The organism is Terriglobia bacterium (assembly GCA_020072645.1).
In the GTDB taxonomy this organism is placed as follows: Bacteria; Acidobacteriota; Terriglobia; order Terriglobales; family Acidobacteriaceae; genus Angelobacter.
The window spans coordinates 44,438-62,252 of record JAIQGK010000016.1 but is presented as its reverse complement, the minus strand read 5'-3'; the positions used below and the strand labels follow the sequence as shown (position 1 = coordinate 62,252).

At 54.0% G+C, this 17,815-nt stretch carries 14 protein-coding genes; 6 read left to right on the top strand and 8 right to left on the bottom strand.

Features of this window, described 5'->3' with window-relative positions:
* Positions 1 to 98: 98 nt before the first annotated feature.
* Both LAO76_21995 and LAO76_21990 read right to left on the bottom strand, forming a co-directional pair.
* Positions 99 to 1,523, bottom strand: coding sequence for a hypothetical protein (locus LAO76_21995; protein ID MBZ5493599.1), 1,425 nt, complete (start codon positions 1,521 to 1,523; stop codon positions 99 to 101).
* Between the two features lie 76 nt (positions 1,524 to 1,599).
* Positions 1,600 to 2,625: a cupin-like domain-containing protein gene (locus tag LAO76_21990; protein MBZ5493598.1), complete on the bottom strand. Its 1,026-nt coding sequence runs from the start codon at positions 2,623 to 2,625 to the stop codon at positions 1,600 to 1,602.
* Positions 2,626 to 2,920: 295 nt separating this feature from the next.
* Between LAO76_21990 and LAO76_21985 the strand changes: the two genes are divergently transcribed.
* Positions 2,921 to 3,553: a GNAT family N-acetyltransferase gene (locus LAO76_21985; protein MBZ5493597.1), complete on the top strand. Its 633-nt coding sequence runs from the start codon at positions 2,921 to 2,923 to the stop codon at positions 3,551 to 3,553.
* Positions 3,554 to 3,648: 95 nt separating this feature from the next.
* Here LAO76_21985 and LAO76_21980 read toward each other — a convergent pair whose 3' ends face one another.
* A complete protein-coding gene (locus tag LAO76_21980) occupies positions 3,649 to 5,190 on the bottom strand; it encodes an AMP-binding protein (GenBank protein MBZ5493596.1) in 1,542 nt (513 codons plus the stop codon).
* 503 nt (positions 5,191 to 5,693) lie between these two features.
* Here LAO76_21980 and LAO76_21975 point away from each other — a divergent pair.
* The 3 genes from LAO76_21975 (at position 5,694) to LAO76_21965 (ending at position 9,620) form a co-directional block, all read left to right on the top strand.
* Positions 5,694 to 6,176: a lysophospholipase gene (locus tag LAO76_21975; GenBank protein ID MBZ5493595.1), complete on the top strand. Its 483-nt coding sequence runs from the start codon at positions 5,694 to 5,696 to the stop codon at positions 6,174 to 6,176.
* Between the two features lie 211 nt (positions 6,177 to 6,387).
* A complete protein-coding gene (locus LAO76_21970; protein ID MBZ5493594.1) occupies positions 6,388 to 7,371 on the top strand; it encodes an ATP-grasp domain-containing protein in 984 nt (327 codons plus the stop codon).
* Positions 7,372 to 7,376: 5 nt separating this feature from the next.
* Complete coding sequence (locus LAO76_21965) at positions 7,377 to 9,620, top strand: penicillin acylase family protein (GenBank protein MBZ5493593.1); 2,244 nt, start codon at positions 7,377 to 7,379, stop codon at positions 9,618 to 9,620.
* 40 nt (positions 9,621 to 9,660) lie between these two features.
* Here LAO76_21965 and LAO76_21960 read toward each other — a convergent pair whose 3' ends face one another.
* The 5 genes from LAO76_21960 to LAO76_21940 all read right to left on the bottom strand — a co-directional run bounded on the left by LAO76_21960 (position 9,661) and on the right by LAO76_21940 (position 15,576).
* Positions 9,661 to 11,367, bottom strand: a complete 1,707-nt coding sequence (locus LAO76_21960; GenBank protein ID MBZ5493592.1) for a class I tRNA ligase family protein — start codon at positions 11,365 to 11,367, stop codon at positions 9,661 to 9,663.
* 3 nt (positions 11,368 to 11,370) lie between these two features.
* Positions 11,371 to 12,444, bottom strand: a complete 1,074-nt coding sequence (locus LAO76_21955) for an FAD-binding oxidoreductase (protein MBZ5493591.1) — start codon at positions 12,442 to 12,444, stop codon at positions 11,371 to 11,373.
* Entirely contained in the window at positions 12,432 to 12,716 is a 285-nt protein-coding gene (locus tag LAO76_21950) for a cupin domain-containing protein (protein MBZ5493590.1), read from the bottom strand. Before LAO76_21950 ends, LAO76_21955 begins: the two co-directional genes overlap by 13 nt.
* Before the next feature lie 56 nt (positions 12,717 to 12,772).
* Positions 12,773 to 14,083, bottom strand: a complete 1,311-nt coding sequence (locus LAO76_21945; protein ID MBZ5493589.1) for a SidA/IucD/PvdA family monooxygenase — start codon at positions 14,081 to 14,083, stop codon at positions 12,773 to 12,775.
* A gap of 302 nt (positions 14,084 to 14,385) precedes the next feature.
* The gene (locus LAO76_21940) at positions 14,386 to 15,576 is read right to left on the bottom strand and encodes a pyridoxal phosphate-dependent aminotransferase (GenBank protein ID MBZ5493588.1); all 1,191 of its coding nucleotides are present in this window, start codon (positions 15,574 to 15,576) and stop codon (positions 14,386 to 14,388) included.
* A gap of 664 nt (positions 15,577 to 16,240) precedes the next feature.
* Between LAO76_21940 and LAO76_21935 the strand changes: the two genes are divergently transcribed.
* Positions 16,241 to 17,086 carry a cytochrome c gene (locus LAO76_21935; GenBank protein MBZ5493587.1) on the top strand — a complete coding sequence of 282 codons (846 nt, stop codon included), beginning with the start codon at positions 16,241 to 16,243 and terminating at the stop codon, positions 17,084 to 17,086.
* On the top strand, positions 17,083 to 17,811 hold the full coding sequence (locus tag LAO76_21930; protein ID MBZ5493586.1) for a respiratory nitrate reductase subunit gamma: 729 nt from the start codon (positions 17,083 to 17,085) through the stop codon (positions 17,809 to 17,811). The genes LAO76_21935 and LAO76_21930 overlap by 4 nt, the downstream gene beginning before the upstream one ends.
* The last annotated feature ends 4 nt before the right edge of the window (positions 17,812 to 17,815 follow it).

Below are 17,815 nucleotides of genomic sequence, written 5' to 3'. Positions count from 1 at the left end.
CTGGCGTTCGCTCCTGATGAGCCGGGTTGGGACGAAGCAGGTCGGCTTTCGGCCTGAATCGAATCGCTCAACAGCTTACGACCATTATGAGACCAATCTCAAGCGGGAAGCTTCTGCGCGTGATCACGACATTGCACTGATTTCCAATCGCCTTCCCGCCAGCGGTTGCATAGCGGGAGTCGCGCAAGCTGCTGTCCGGGATCATCGACAATACTCTGCAGCAGAAACGAGTAGTGCTCAAATATCCCGGCGATGGTTTCGGGATCGAAGAGGTCCATGTTGTAAAGCACGCCGAACACTAGAGCGCTGCCGGTATCGGTGATGAAGACCTGGATGTCGTGTTTTGCGGGAGCAATCTGGGTTTCAAAAGGCGTTAGTTCCGTGGGGCCGAGCGGGGAGTTTGACTGCGGCAGGTTCTGCAACGTAAACGTCACGTGAAAAATGAGAGGGCGGCTGGGGTCGCGCTCGGCGGCAAGCTCCTGCACAACACGGTCGAGCGGTATGTCCTGGTGAGCGTAGGCGCCCAGAGCCGTCTCGCGAACATTACTTAAAAGTTCGCTGAAGCTCCAGTCGCCCTGGAGCTTCGTCCTCATGATTACGTTGGTGGAAAGATACCCAATCAATCCTTCCACGGTGGGACGGTTACGCCTGGCTATATTGTTGCCCACAGCAATATCCTGTTGCCCGGTATAGCGGTACAGCAGAGTTTGATAAGCCGCCAGCAGCGTCATATGCAGAGTTGCATTCTGCCGCTGGCCCAGTTGCCGCAGTCCTTCGGCGAGGTCCGCTTCCACCCGGAAAAAGTATGCCCCACCTTTTGTGGGAGTTGAGCTCTTCTTCGGACGGTCGTAAGGGAGCTTGAGGGCAGGCGTGCCGGAAAGCCTCTTCGTCCAATAGTCAAGCTGCGGCTGCAATCCTTTTCCTGCCAACAACTCTCTTTCCCACTCGCTGAAATCGGCATATTGAATGGGAAGTTCGGGTAGCGGTGAAGGCTTGCCCGCGAGGAAAGCTGTATAGATGATTGACATCTCGCTCAGCATCACTCCCATCGACCAACCATCTGAAATGATATGGTGCATCACGAGCAGGATCACGTGTTCCTGCTCCTGCAGACGGAAAAGCGTCACGCGCCACAAGGGAGCGGTGCCCATATCGAATGGAGCCGTGATGTCCGCCTGCACCAGCCTTTGGGCCTCCTGTTCCCGCTCTTTGGCAGGGAGCGACCTTAGATCAATGAGCGGCACGTCGAAATCCAGCTCTGCCAGAATAGCCTGCTGGGGGTTCCCGTCGATAGGAACAAAGCGAGTCCTCAACGATTCATGACGGCGCACGACTTCGTGCACGCTGCGGTGAAACGCATCCAGGTCCAGCGGTCCTTTTGCGCGAACGGCATAAGGGATATTGTAGAGCGCGCGTCCTGGATTTTTCTGCTCGTTAAGCCATAAACGGCGCTGGCCGAAAGAGGCCGGGAACATATAAACGGCGGAAGGCGGCGACTGCTGCATGTTTGCGCCAGTGCTCATGAAATAGAACTCATAAAATGCCAGACTGCGGGGACACCCGGGCCGTCCGCAGCATCTCTTCCATAGATGGGTTTTGCTAGGGCCGTAATTTCGTTAAGTCGATATCCAGCAGTTTGGCCCATGCCTGATTTCGGAGAACGACCACCTTGTATAGCTCGGGATAAGCATCCTTAACGTAATCATGGTTTAGGGCCAATGCCAGCAGCTCGGCAAAACGCATCCGCGTATATTTCTGGAGGTTAACCTCGTCCAGGCACTTTCTTCCCTGCCCTATGGAGTCCGCGAGGAGTTCTATGCGATGCCACCACTGCGCCGGCAAATAAAGCACATCGCCGGGCTTTAAGACACACTGCAGAATCTGCACATTGGGAGCGTTCACCAGCGTGGTGAACCCGAATTCGCCTGATTCATCCCGCTCCAGGTTCGCCGGGGGACTCATGACACACCAGTGTTTTTCCCCGACGATCTGCGCGTGCATCACATCAATAAAGTAAGAATCCTGGTGGATCCTCGTGGTCCCGCCCTTTTGGCCAATCCAAAGCTGATGGTTGGTGGAAATCTTTTCGCCGAAAAGATTGCGCCGGAAATCATATTGCGCAATCGGCAATTCCGGTAAATCTTCCGCCAGTTGCGGACAGGTGGCCATGTAAAGCCATTCCTGCAGGTAGATGGGCGGCTGGCCGCTGTCACGGCTGGCTTTCAACATGTCGACGAATTCGGCAAAGGTGACCCGTCGCGCTCTTTTGCTGTTATAGCTATCCACAACCACGGAGGTATTGCCGCATTTGTGCGCCAGATAGTCCCAGTTCCACTTCTTCAACGCCGGCCATTCATCCATCAACCCTTCGACAACCACCGGTTTCAGCTTCTTGCGGTATTCTTCCACGAATTCGTTGACGCTGAGCTTCCGCCGGCGTTCAATCTGCGGCGCCTTTCTCATGGCTTCACCAAGGACGCCGCCGGCAAAGCTGGCCTCGATTTTGTCAATCGTCTCCCGGTCCCGGATCTTAAGCATGTTTGTTTCCGGTTCACTCTGGAAACTAGTGACAGGCGGTTCCAACGTGTCCGTCTTCATGGCGTAATCCTCCGGCTCCAAGTTCATTCACGTGGCTGCCAAACAAGCTTCAGTGCAGGGCTTGAAGTAGAACTTATGTTCTCGCTTTGAGATGGACATGTCAATCATCTGTGAGAATTTGTTCGCATTAATTCATGTAAAATCGGATGGGTTCGATCTTCCAGAGATACGGAGTAGATCTATTCTCAATAGCTGAGATGGCCTAAGCGCGTGCTTTAGACGCTGGGTATGTTCCCAAATCAGGAAACGGATACTGATCTAATTGTTTTATCTATATAGTTTTATCTATATGTAAGATAAAGTTGTTCATAGGAGAGCTGCTATGTCATGGGAAAACATTCGGGATGCACGGCTTGAAAACGAATACGTCCTGCTCCGCCGTGTTTTGCCGGAAGACCGGGATCAATTACGGGAAATAGCGTTGGACCCTGACATATGGAAATATTTCGTCTTTCGTGTCAGCACGGAACGGGAATTCGAACAATTTATGGCGGACGCGCTCGACGAAACCAACTCAGGCAAACGGATTGTTTTCTGCATCATCGACAAGAAAAACCAGCGCATCGCCGGCAGCATGTCATTTGGCAATCTGGCGGAGAAAGAGAAGCGGCTTGAGATTGGATGGTCATGGCTGGGCCGGAATTACCGTGGCGCAGGAATCAACCGCTGGGCTAAGTACCTGCTGCTGGAATATGCATTTGAAACGCTGGGATGTGAACGCGTGGAATTCAAGACGGACGTCCTGAATGTGCAGGCAAGGAGGGGGCTAGAGAACATCGGCGCAAAAGAGGAAGGCGTGCTCCGCAGTTATAACTTTATGCCCGATAACCGGAGGCGCGACGCAGTGTATTACAGCATCCTTAAATCCGAATGGAGCGAGATAAAAAAGATTCTGTTTACCCAGGGCAAGGTGCGCAATCGGGCGACGTCTGTTGGAACGGGTACCGGGAGGTAAAGAAGCAGGCAACGGCTGCATCAAATCATGTCTCGCTCTGGATGGCGTGATGCTGCGCATTCAATTCACAAATCGTTTTAAGAGTTAGTCTCCGCTTACTGCCCGTAAGCTCCTCGCCACAACAAATTTGTGCTGGCGTAAACCTCCTCGATCTCCGCTTCCAGCGAACGGTAAATTTCTCTGCGAATAGGCTTATATTGCGACGTGAGCAACCCGTTCTCCATCGAGAATGGCATTGGAGATATCACCATGCCGCGAATCTGTTGCTCAGGGAAAAGAGTTTCATTGATGCTATCGATGTGCTTTTGCAGCGCTGCCCTGTCCACTGAAGCGGATGCGGGAGAGATTAGCGCCGTTACAAACGGTCTTCCTGTCCCGTACAGCACGCACTCGTGCACGTCGGGATGAAGCTTGATGCGCTCTTCCAGTGGAGGAGCTAGCACATTGCGCCCGGTCCCAAGGACTATCAGATCGTCGATACGCCCCTGGATGAATAGATATCCATCTTCATCCAGATAGCCCAAATCGTAAGTCTTTATCTCGCCTGACGGCATGAACAGCTTCTCGTTGTCCCCAGGCTTGCACCACTTATATCCTTTGATGATCGGGTTTCGGCTTGCCACCATCAACATGCCTTGAGCATCAATGCGAAGAGTCTTGTTGGACAGCACCTTGCCCACACTGCCAATACGATTCGCCTTGGGACAGTTCTTGGAGATGATGCATGTTTCATTCAGGCCGTAACCCTGGTAGAGCGGCACTCCGCAATCAAAGTAGTAATCCAGGGTAGCCCGGCTGGCCGGAGCCGAACCGGTCCAGAGATATCGTATCCGTCCTCCAAGTTTGGCCTGGATCGCCTTGCCGCGTAAAACCAGGTCATCCGGCGCATAGCTTGCTTCCGCTTCTAGTTGTCTCTTCAGGTCTTCAAAAAAGCCGGGGACGCCCATGATCACCGTGGGATGAACCGCCTGCGCCATGGGGAAGACATAGTCGAGCGTAGTGATGGATATGTCATGGTGAAAAGCCATTGCGGAATAGATCCAGTAGCGCTGCTGGAGCTGGGCCAGCCGCAAAAAGACGAGAATGTTGTCATCTTTCCCGTGCTCAAACATCTCCTGCACATCCGTGAGTGAATCATTGATGCCGCCAACGAAGGCCTCCATCCCTTTTGCCGGTCCAGTGCTGCCAGAAGTGAATTTAATCGCGCATATATCGTCCGGCTTGTAGCCTTCATGGAGCGGAACAGGACTGATTCGCATTTTGCTGGCCCACTGCCTCGCAACGTCAAAGCCGATAATGCGGGGGTCGTTTTCCACCACCTCCTCGACAAACATCAGCTTCAAGTCGTAGCGCTCAATGGCTGTGCTGGAAATAAAACGCCCTACGTCAAAACCGCAGGTAATGCCGCCTAGCTTAAGGACCGCGCGGTCCAGCAAGACCCACTCCAAGCAATTCTTTCCCGCAATGCCGACGCGGTCTCCCGGTCGCACGCCGAGTTCCTTCAAATGCAATGCAACCGAGACCGACTGGCGATCCAGCTCAGCCAGCGACATCTTCTGGATGACGCCGTCCCTGAAAAAATGGATTGCGTGAACCTTGTCTTCATTAGGCGCAATAGAAAGGTTGATTACATCCATTGTCAATTCTCCGGTTATGAAGCGGTAGCTCACCTGAAAAGGTAAGCAATAAAGACCCAAATCGAGCGATAGTTAGCTTGTGAGTTGCAGGATGGGTACCCATGGAAAACTTTGCATGCACGGCAAGTAATCCCAGTGCAATAGTCAGGCTAATCGCACTTACTGTTTAAAGTTCTATCATACAATGACGAATATTGCCCCGGCAGTTCCATTATGGAACGCCTGCATCAGCTTGCGTTCGCTGGCGGCTGACTGCCCGCTTTTATTGTCAGAGGAGAGCAAGCATTCATACGGAAGAGTGTGTATTCCAAATCGGGAATGAGAGCCTTGCGGCCACGAAGGTCTTTGCGGCTTCGGATCGGTCGCCCGACGTTATTGCGTTCCACGGAACCGGAGTCACAGCTAATCGCGAAAAAGTCCGGTACGTTCTTGACTATCTAGCCGGCCATGGTCTGTCATCGCTTTGCTTCGACTTCTCCGGACATGGTGAAAGCACAGGCAAGATGGAGCAGGCTACCCTGGCAATTAGAAAGAGAGAAGCCCAAGCCGTTTTTGACTTCATCCATCCCCAGGCTCCTCCGGTTTTGATAGGAACCAGCATGGGCGGCTTCATAGCCTCCCTTCTCGCGCCTGCAATACAGCCACGCAGCTTGATTCTGTTTTGTCCCGCCGCATATTCCGCGGAGGCAATGGAACTTACCTTCGGCGAAAGCTTCACGTCCGCGATTCGAAAGCCGGGTGCCTACATAAATTCTCCGGCGTTCCAGGCCTTAAGCTCCTATCGCGGCAAGCTGCTGATTGTGGCTGCCGGAAAAGACATGATCATTCCAAAAGACGTAATCGGACTGTATGCAGCGAGCGCGCCACTGGCAAAATCGAAAAAAACAATATGGCTTGAAGACTCAGACCATAAAATTCATTCCTGGCTTGCAGATCATGAAGCAGAGAGGGCGTCAATATTACGCGAAGTTCTGGCGGCAACCTGATGCGCCCTTTCCGCCCGGTATCAGCCTTCAACTCATCAGGACAAGGTGTGATAAGGCAGGCCGGCATCAATCCGGCGGTCTGGTGTTCTGAGAATGAAGGCAAACGGTTCTTCTGATAAGCTAACGCCCAACACATTTGTTTTTATGACAAAGGACGGCTTAGAGGCCGGCAGTAGTGTCGTCGGGAAAATTCATCCGGGAGAGCCTCGCATTGCGCGCCGTTCTGTTAGTTGACGAAAGTTTATTTGTCCCCGAAGATCCGAATTTTACGAAACAGCCCAAAAAGCCCTGGGAGGCGGAATTCTCCGTCAGCCATGCGCTGCGGCATCTGGGACACAACGTGGTGGGCATTCCCGCCACTCTCGATGTGGCCAAGACAATTGAGCTGATCAAGGCGGCCCGCCCTGACTTTGTCTTTAACCTGGTGGAGGAAATCGAAGGGCGCAGAAAATATGACAGTCTGCTCGTCCGAATCATGGAGTTGATGGGTATTCCCTATACTGGCGCATCGGCAGATGCCTTGATGCTTTCCAGAAACAAACACCTGGCCAAGTTGGTTGTGGCCGGCGCCGGTGTGCCTGTGCCGGAAGGCGTCGTCATTAGCAGGGGGATGAAATACCCTCTCACCAGCCTGAAATTTCCATTAATCGTCAAGCCGCTTCATGGCGATGGGTCGGAAGGAATCAACGCAAAATCCTACGTTAAAGGTCCAGCCGTCCTTGATCGGCGTCTGCGGCAGTTAATGCAGAGATCATCTCAGCCGATCCTCTGCGAGGAGTATATTCCAGGCCGGGAGATCATCGTGACGGTCTCCGGTGTAAAAAAGATATTCATCGATTCCATCTGTGAACTCGTATTTCCCCGGAAATCGCAGATCAAGTTTGCCACCGAGCTGGCGAAATTCGACCAGCGTTACCGGGCGCGTTCGGGCATCTTCTATAGAACACCAACAAGGCTGCCCGATTGGTTAACGGCTAAAGTAATCGACTTCGCCAAAAAAGCGTATCAGGCCCTGGAAATCGAGGCCTATGCAAAAGTCGAGTTTCGAGTTAACGGCGACAAAGTAATTTTTATTGAAGCCAATCCGAACTCCCAATTATCCAGGTTCGCGCACTCCACCGACTTTGCCTCGATAGGATACGAGGCGTTCATCAAGAGAATCGTCCGCATGGCATTCGAGCGTCGCGGCCGGTAATCCATATGGCCCATTCCGGCAAACCTCAACTCGACGGCACATTGACAGTTATGGGAATAGAAGCCCAGATCGAAATCCTACGCGACAGATGGGGTGTCCCGCATATTTACGCGAATTCCGTGGCCGATCTTTTTTTTGGCCAGGGCTTTGCGGCCGCGCAGGACCGTCTGTACCAGATGGAGATGTGGCGGCGGACTGCAAGCGGAGAGCTATCCGCCATTCTGGGCATTGAATACCTGGAGCGGGACCGGATGGCGCGATTGATGCGCTACCGCGGCAACATGGACACCGAATGGAGCAGCTACGGAAAAAAGGCCGGGCTCATTCTGGAATCGTTCACCAGCGGGATCAACGCATATATCGAAGCATGTGGAGATGATCTTCCGCCGGAATTTCAGATGCTCGATTTCCGCCCGCGGCCGTGGAAGCCGGAAGATTGCTTGCTACGGCAGTTTTCACCCCGGATCACCTACAACACCACGTATGAGATTGCGCGCGCGGAAATGATTTCGGAAATCGGGCTCGAAGCGACGCTCAAATTTTTTCCCACAGAACCGCACCGAATTCCTTTTCTGGATCCCGAGGTTGATTTGTCCGGAATCTCCTCCAGTTCACTGCCCGAGCTTGTCTCTTTGCCGGTCCACCCATCTCCGGCGCCCGATGGAAGCAACTGCTGGGCCGTTGACGGAACGCGCAGCGCAACCGGCAAGCCTCTGCTGGCAAGCGATCCGCACCGGTCCATGCTCGTGCCGTCTCTGCGGTATCTATGCCATCTGGTTGCGCCAGGCTGGAACCTCATCGGCTCCGGCGAGCCCCACCTTCCCGGCGTGGCCCTGGGCCATAATGAGCAGATTGCCTTTGGATTTACCGTTGCTCCATTCGACCAGGCAGACCTTTATGTAGAAACGCTGTCACCTCACGACCGGAGCCAATACCGCCATGGAGAGGGCTGGCGGAAGATGGAGATCGAGCGGGACTGGATCAAAGTTAAGGGCAAAGCTGAACCGGTGGAAGTTACGCTAAAGTTCACCCGCCATGGCCCCGTTGTCTGGGAGGATGCGGCCACCAGCCGTGCCATTGCAATTCGGTGGACCGGCTCCGAGCCGGGCACAGCGGCGTATCTTGGCTGCCTGGAGCTCGACCAGGCGCAGGACTGGGAGAGCTTCCGCCAGGCGCTTCGATATTGGCGCATGCCCGCCGAAAATATTGTTTACGCCGATGTACACAACAACATCGGGTGGGTCGCGGCCGGAATGTTGCCTCTGCGGCGCGGATGGGACGGATTGCTTCCCGTCTCAGGCCATAGCGACCGCTTTGAATGGAACGGTTTTCTCCCAATCGATGAGCTTCCTCAGCAGCACAACCCTTCCAGTCACTTTGTCGCAACGGCGAACAACAACATTCTTCCGCCGCAGTTCCCTCATCACCTGGCCTATGATTGGAAACCGCCATATCGTGTCCAGCGGATAAGTGAAGTCCTGAGAGAGCTTGAAAAAGCCACGCTGGAAGACTTCAAGCGGCTGCAGCACGATGAGCACTTGATCCCGGCGCGCGATCTTATCGATCTGCTCATGCGCTCCCCCGCTGTGCCCCAGCCGGCGGTGGAGCAAGCCCGCCAGATGCTGGGAAAATGGAATTGTGTTCTGGCCGCGGATTCAGGCCCGGCTTTGCTGTTCAAGATATGGGCTGCGCATCTTCGCTCCCATTTTTTGAAAACACAGATGGACAAAAAAGCAGCGGCGGTTGCCGGCAAATACCTGGAATTGCCGGTCCTGCTGGACCTACTGCATTCCATGCAGCCTCAGGCGCTCAGCGAGTTGCTGTGCAATGCCCTTGAAAGCGCGGTTGCTGAAGCCACCGCGCGTTTTGGGGCTGACATCCGGTTATGGCGCTGGGGTACGCTGCATAAAGTCCATTTTCAACATCCGCTGGCGAAAACCGAAGAGCAAAAAGAGCTTCTGAATACCGGAAGCTTTGATTGTGGAGGCGACGATGACACGGTAAATTCCATGCGTGGCCCGGGCTATCTCTGCCAGACTGGGCCTTCACACCGGCAAATCATCGATCTCTCCGATTGGGACCGTTCCGTTTTCCTCAATATTCCGGGCCAATCCGGCGATCCCTACAGCCCCCATTACCGCGACCATATTGATTTGTGGCAAAAAAAAGAATATGCGCCGATGCTTTACACGCGGGCTGCGATCGAGCAGAACACCATACATTGGCTGACGCTTGTTCCTGCAAAGTAAGCGGTGTAGCTGAGCGCTTGAGCTTGTTCGATCCGCGGCTTCAGGCACTTTTGGAACTGACGGAATAATGCCTCTGCGCCAGATCCGTTGGTATTTCGAAGGTAATGACATCCAGCCCAGATAGCTCGGTCCCTGCCGGCAGGGGTTCGAGGATGTTTTCCCAACGCGCGGTGGAAACAGGAGAAGCATATCCCAGAGATTTCCAAAGCCGTGCGGCAAATCCCGGCACTACCGGGCAGGCGATTAACGCCAGCACCTTCACGGCGAGCAGTTCCAGTGCAACACTACTGGCCCTTCGTTCTTCTCGGCCTGGAACGTTGCGCCAATGATCTTCCGATTTTCCAAATCGCCGGGCCTGCCGCACAAGTTCGCAGCAGGCGCGTGTGGCAAGTTGCGGGGAAAAAGTCTCCGCAGAATAGGACGCCTCAGTTTCAGCAACGAGCGTCCGCAGTGCCTCCCGAAATTGCCGCTGCTCGTCTTCCAGCAGGATCAGGGATGGTACGCGGTTCTGGCACTCCTGTTTTATTTTCTGTCCCAGCTCCTGCAGCCATTTCTGCCATGCCCCGGCCGGTTCCCGCTGCACCGTGCTGTAAAAGTCTTCCCGGGTGAAGTTGCTTTGCTCGCGCTCAGGATTGGTATAGGCTAGATAAAACCGTACAGCATCCGGCGTAGATTCTTTCAGCAACTCCCTGCCCCAGATTGCGTGATTGCGGCTGGTGGAAAACTTCAGCCCGTCTAGACGGTAAAACTCATTGGTCACAAAAGTATCTGGGAGCTTTATCCCAGCATCGTAAGCGAGAAACAAGGCGGGAAACAGTAGCGCGAAAAAGTATCCATTATCAAAGCCGAAGAAATGCACAATGCTGGATCCCTCCTGCTTCCAGTAATCGGCCCAGCCGCCGACATCTCCCGATTTTCGCGCCAATTCCTGTGTAGCAGCTAGAAATCCCGGCGCCATTTCAAACCACACATAGATGCGCTGATCTTCAAAACCGGCCAGCGGCACGGGAATTCCCCAATCGGTGTGGTGCGTCAAGGCAATCTCCGGAAGCCCCTGGCGAAGCATCTGCTCGCACAAGGAGCGAAGATGGGGATTCATGTTGGCCGACTGGTAATAGTTCTTCAACTGCTCCGCATACGGCGCAAGTGGAAAATAGACCCGATCCATGGAAACAATCTCCGGACGCCCGCCGCAGGTTTTGCAAATTGGGTCAACCAGGTCAACGCAATCATTGGGCTGGCCGCAATCTTCACACGCGTTGCCGCCGCTGCCGGCAAGGCAGTGCGGACACTTGCCGGAAACAAAGGCCTCAAAAACGTAGCGGTCGCATTTTCTGCAAAAAAGCGAAGGCGCCTTTTTGACTACCAGCTTGCCGCTCGCGTGCAACCTGCGAAAGAACTCCTGTACATATGGGATATGAAACTCAGAGACCCGGGGACGTGCATACACGTCGGGGTAGATTTCCGCGGCTTCAAGCGTTTTGAACATGGCTTCGCCAAAGTGGTCAGCCACCCGGGCCGCCGTCCAGCCCAGTTGCTCCCCCTTGAACGCGGTATAACTCTGGTGGTCGTCGGCCCCGGAGATGTACCGGCATTCGACGCCCCTGAGTTTCAGATAGCGGCGATAGATGTCCGCTCCAAGGTATGGCCCCGACAAATGGCCCACGTGCAAATCTCCATTGGGAGTGGGGGGAGTGGCTGTAACTAAAACGCGCTCAGGAAACTGCTGTGCTGAATGTTGAGACATGGATTAAACCTCGCCGGCATTGATGTAGCCGGAAAAAAGCTGAAGCGCCGTTTGAGCGACGGCTGGGGCAATGCGAAAACCGGCGCCAGAACAAGCACCGGCAAGAACGATATTCTTTCCTGTCGAGCGCACAAAAGGCGCCCAATCCGGAGTGTAAGCATCGCAGAATACGCGGCCGCCGCAACACTCCTCCACCCATGAGGGACAATAGCGCGCCAGAATCGACAATGCTTCGGCCCTCTCCTCCGGCCTGATCAATAAATTGCCCTGGTCCGGAGAACAATCCCATTCACGTGAGGTAAAGCTCAATATCCACTTTTTACCTTCCAACACCGGCAGCAGGAAGGCATCCTCATCAAAGAAGTACACCACCGGCGCATTGGGAGTTGGCTCACGAAGCACATGCAGCGCAGCCACTTTCTTGATTCTCACGCCGGCTGCGTGTGCCTGGGAGCTTTCCGGACCATTTAACGCCCAGGGCCCAGTCGCAACCAGAACACGACAACTCTGAATGCGACGGCCGTCTCCGCAATCCAGTTCATGGCCGCTGTCCTTGGCGCGCACCTGCGATACTGCAACTCCCTCCCAGCAGTGTCCGCCGGGAGGATTAGCGGCTTCATTTATCAGCAAGGAGACAATCTGGTCAACAAAACCAACTGCGCCCTGGGCCCCGACGAGGATTTCCTGGTCATCGCCGACCTTGAGATCGGGGAAAATAGAGAACAGCAGGTCCCGCTCTGTCTTGTCCGCGCAGTGCACCGCTTTGCAGGTAAAGCGTTCAAGCACCTGCTCCAGGTTTTGTTTTTTTACAACGCCTACAAATGGCAGAGACCTGAGCGCCAGATGCGGAAGATCTTGTTTGAAGTCCGCATACATTCTTACGCTTGCATCCGATAGCTGCTTCTGCCACGGGGTGCGTCCGTAAGGAAAATCGAGACCGGCAGAGTACGCGCTGGCGCCCTTTCCAACTAGCGATCGGTCCAACAGAAGTATGCGCCAATCCGGCCTCTGGCGGCGGGCCAGATAGAAGGCGGTTGCGCCAATTATGCCGCCTCCTACGATAGTTAGGTCGAACATGGCTGCTGCCACCAGAAGGAAAGCACTTTCAGCGCCTGAGAGGAATGGTTGCGGATGAGGTGGGTTTGAAAGGGCTCAAAATACACCGCATCGCCCGCTTTTACCTGGTGGGATTTTTCGTTATAGAGGAGCTCGCCGGTTCCTTCCACGATGATCCACATTTCAGCCACGCTGTGCTTGTCCAGAGGAGAGTTGCCGCCCGGTTCCACGGTGAATCTCGAGGATTTGAAGGGAAACTGATGACGGGAGACGTCCAATTCCTGCAGCTTCATGCCGGACTCACTGCACTCCGGCTCCATATAAGCCAACAACAGATCGCTCTCCGCCTTCACAGCACCCCTCCAACTGCCTGCCTGGTTTTCTGTTCCTGCTCCCAGTCGAACAATGAACTTGTCTGGTCCGCATCATAAACTTTTCTCTTCATGAGACTGTTGATGATGGTGGCGCTCCGCCATGCTATGAGACTCAGGTTGGGATCGGCCACGCCCCGCTGCTTCTGGGCTGCATTCTGCACGTAGATCTTTTGGTCCGCGGGGCCATCCCATTCGACGGAGAAATCACGGCCTACATTGTAGCCATCCTCGGTCCAGTGAATGCGGTGCTTTAAGCCAGAAAGAAAAGCCGGCATCCGGTACTCAAAGCCTGTGCACAAGATGATAATGTCGGCGGGAAGCGATTCAGTCCTGTTCCCGACCGAACTGGTGACGGTAAGCAGCCACTCCCCATCGACCCTTTCGATCTCCTCAATCCGGCTGCCGGGCCGCAACGAGCAGATGCGTCCACGGTGATGCAGAAATTCAAGGTTATAGAGACGGCGATAAATCCTCTCCAGCAAGTCGGTGGCGATGCCGTCGCTGGCAAGTTTCTGCTCCAGCAGCAATCTTGCTTTCTCCGCCGGAGTGAGCTTGTAGAAATATTCGCTGTACGCCGGCGTAAAGAGCTCATTGGCGAAGGGAGACTCATCGAGCGGCAGAAAATTATGACGCCGCGACACCCAGAGGATTTCCTTCGGCAACTTATCCGTTTCCAGCAGAAGGCGCGAAACGATCTCCGCGCCGGTCTGTCCGCCGCCGACAATCGCCACCCGCATACCAGTGGCATCAATTTCGTGGTCGAGGAATTCCAAAGCGAAAAACACGCTGGGATGGCCAAGGTGCTTCTTGGCGCAGCTCGGGACAGACGGAGCTAGTCCGGTTCCGAGCACCAGATTCCTGGCATAGTGCGGTCCCTGGCTCCCATAGACCACAAACGAATCGCCATCATGCGTAACTTCTTCTACATCGCATCCGAAATGGAGATTAGGCAGGGAGGCGCAAATCCACTGCAAGTACTGGTTATATTCCAGCCTGCTGATCCGGGGAAAATTGGCAGTGATAAAGCGATATAGTCTTTTTTGTGCGTGCAGGAACGAGACAAAAGAAAATGCGCTGGTAGGGTCCGCGAGCGTCACCAGGTCCTTTAAAAAAGAAACCTGGATGTTGGCTTCAGGAAACATGAGGCCAGGATGCCATTCAAAACGCACTCTTTTTTCCAAAAAGCGGCAAGTTACATCTTTGATGGGATAAAGCAGGGCGGCCATGCTGAGATTCGAAGGGCCGATACCTATTCCCAAAATGTCAACAATTTCGCGGTCCGCCATAAGCTCTCTTTTTTGACTCGATATTTATTGCTTGATTGATGAATCGCAATGCGAAGAAACCCTGCGGCTGGCTGCAAGGAGCATTCATTACATCATACTAATGGAACGATTTTGAATGCATATTCTGTGACATTTTAGTTGGGAAAAATTAGAACATCAAAATTAGTCTAAGAGCTAAGTTTAGAAGCAAGTTCCAAATTGGAACTAATGTTTCATAATGGGAATACACGGGACCTTAGTAGCGCGATCTACAAGCTAAAACCCTAAGTAGTGTTTGGCAAGACAAGACCACCTTCAGCTTATTACCCGCGATGCGACATCGCGACCTTCCCCAGTTTTTCCGGTAGCATCTGAAGCCTGCGGCATGCTTCCCGCAACTCTTCGTCAGATTTGGCGAAGCAGAACCGGATCAGTCGCTCACCGCCTCCAGCCTGGTAGAAGGCGCTACCCGCGACAGTGGCCACGCCGGTTTCGCGCAGCAAAGTCATGGACTTTTCCTTGCTCGTCTTGCCGGCGAGGATACTGGCATCGGCAAGCACATAGTACGCGCCTGCCGGGACTGAGGGCGTGAGGCCAATCTCGCTCAAGGTGTTACACAACAGGTCACGCTTGCGCAGGTATTCCTCCGTGATTCCCTGGTAAAAACTGTCTGGCAGCTTTACGATTCCTTCCGCCACGCCGATCTGGAGCGGCGCTGGGGCGCACACGTAAATCAGGTCATGAAAATAGGCAATGGACTGGGCCCATTTGCGGTCGCAGATGATATAGCCGATGCGCCAGCCGGTGATGCTGAAGGTCTTTGAATAGCCGGAGATAGTGATGGTGCGCTCGCGCATTCCGGGGAGGGTAGCCGGGCTGATGTGGCTGCCCTCATAGATAAAATACTCGTAAATTTCGTCAGTAAAGACGAATAGATCATGCCGCCGCGCAAAGTCAGCCAGCCATTCCAATTCCTGGCGGGTAAAGACCTTTCCTGAAGGGTTTGCCGGCGAGTTGATCATGATGGCGCGGGTGCGCGGAGTGACTACCGCCTCAAGGTCCTGAGGACGAAAATTCCAATCCGGGGCCTGTAGCGTGACAAAGACCGGCTTCACTTCTACAGCGGTCAATGTGTTCAGGTGGTAGCCATAAAAAGGTTCGAACAGAATGACTTCATCGCCTGGATTCAACAAGGCAAGGCAGCTGGCATAGAATGCGCCCGTGGATCCAGAATGGATGATGACTTCAGTCTCCGGATCACAATCCAATCCGTTGAATCGGCGCATCTTTTCAGCCACAGCCCGACGGAGATCCGCCAGCCCTTCGGCCCGGGTATAGCTGTTGATACCGCGCTCCATGGCTCTGCACGCGCCTTCCCGCACAACCTCCGGCACCGGCGTATCACAGATGCCCTGGGCCAGGTTAATGCCTTTAATCCTCTCGCACTCCACGGACATTACACGAATTTCCGACTGGACAATGCGCTTAGCGCGCTGGCTGGGGGAAAGCGCCATATGATGGCCTCCGTAAATGAAATTTATTGTAACCTTAAATTGCGCTAAAGTTGCCCCTGCGGCCTTATCTTTCACAATCCGGTTGTTCCATTCTGGGCTTTGTTAATAGTTGATAAAGAAACCTAGTAGATTTCCATAGTTTTAGGCATGCATTATCCCTTATCATTTTCGGATATAGGCCTATATTCCAAATGTGACGAGGGATTGATTCCTTGGCGTACGAAGTGCTCTCGCGCTTTAAAATAACGAGTAATTGACATACCTCGGATTTTTAGATATAAACTTTTTGTTCGTTTTAGTGGAGCCCTGATTTTTCGTTCCGAGGATTTATCGGTCGACCAAAGATTTGGCTCAGAGGCGTTTTCGTCTCTGAGCCATTTTCATTTGTAGGTGTAAAGCGGTTGCGGCAGCGAGTTCGATACCACTTCCTTGAAGGCGCTTTTTAGAATTTTAAAAGCTGGCCTGATGGATGGATTAGAACGGCTAGATAAAAAGCGCAGGCCCCGATTTTTGTCTCCCGGAAAACCCGGAGCGGGCAGGATATTTGGCCTGAAGAGTTTCATCTCTTCAGGCCTTTTTCTTTTGAAAGTGACAACGCAGCCTCGAGCATTGCAGAGATCGAGAAGCGGCAAGCAAGACTTGAGAATAAGGAGGCGCAGTGATCATGGGATTGGTAGCTTGTCGTTCTATTGAGAATCTGCGTCGGTTTCTTGTTCTTGCCCTTCTCATAGCACTCGGAGTACAGGCGTCCTGGGCTGAGGATAATCCGGAAAACACCGCGTCGAAATTCTCTCCCGAAGCTGCCGCGACTTTTAACAAGCGTTGCACTGCGTGCCACACCTATGGCAAGGGAATCAAGGTTGGGCCCGACCTGAAGGGCGTGACGGAGCGGCGCAAGCGCGACTGGCTGGTCAAATTCATCCACGCCTCATCCGTGGTGATCAAATCGGGAGATCGCACGGCCACGGATCTATTCGCGCAGTTCAAACAGCAGCGCATGCCGGATTGGACCGACCTTTCAGAAAAGCAAATCAATGACATTCTCGATTACGTTGCCATTGGCGGCCCCGACATCAAGCCGGCCGATGAGCGCAGCGCAGAACTTGGCACCACGGCAGATGCTGAAAACGGCCACGACTTATTTTCCGGCCGCAAAGGTTTGAAATACGGCGCACAGGCCTGCGCGGTGTGTCACTCCGTTCAGGGCGCGGTCTGGGGCGGAAGCCTGGGACCTGACCTGGGTAAAACATACTTCAAGTATCAGGACCGCGCGCTCACTGAGTTCCTCCGCCATCCGTGTTTTCAGTGGAGCGCTGGAACGCCGGGTACACATTACCTGACAGCGAAAGAATCTTTCTCGCTGAAGGTTTTCCTGCGGCAAGTGGCATTGCAGCAGAGATCCGAGACGGACAAGAGAGAAGAACGCTCTCGCTCCGCAAAGGCGGATGGAAGCTCGGACCATAGCGTTCAAGCCGGGTTGGGCGATACGCAGAAAGGAAAAGCCCCGTGAGATTGAATTTTCTTTTTGCTGGATGGCCTTATATCGCTCTTTCGCTGCTTGCGGTGGGACTGGCGGTCCGCTACCTATTGGAGCGGAAGCGCATGGACGCTGTCAAAACTGAGATGGCCGAGGGCTGGAGCCTGTTTGGTGGTGCAAATATCTGGCGCGCCGGCGTGGCTTTGCTGCTCGTGGTGCACGCGGCCGTTCTGCTGCTTCCGCATTCTGTACTTGCGTGGAACAACAATCCCGCGCGGCTTTACCTGTTCGAAGCTATCGCTTTCGGCGCCGGGTTGGCGGCGCTGGCCGGGTGGGCTAAAGTGACCTGGAGACAAGTTTCCCACGGCAATCGATCCGTTATCACTGAATTGTCAGACACGGTCTTTCTTGCCCTGTTGTTTGTTGCAATCGCTTCCGGTGTGCTCATGGCGGTCCTGTATCGCTGGGGATCGTCGTGGGGCGCACTCGTTCTTACGCCGTATATAGCTTCCATTTTGCGGGGCAGACCGGCGCCGGGACTGGCAACGCAGATGCCATTTTTTGTGCGGTTGCATGTGTTCTCCGCGTTCGCCATGCTTGCGGTCCTACCGCTCACTCGCCTGGCAGCATTCTTCGTTTTTGCTCTGCACTCTGTCCTGGCGCTTCTGACCCGTCCTGTTTCCGCCGCAGGTCATTCCGCAGAGCGCTGGCTGCGCAGGCACAATCCCGCGCCCTGGCTGTGGCCGGAGGAGGATTAGAGAT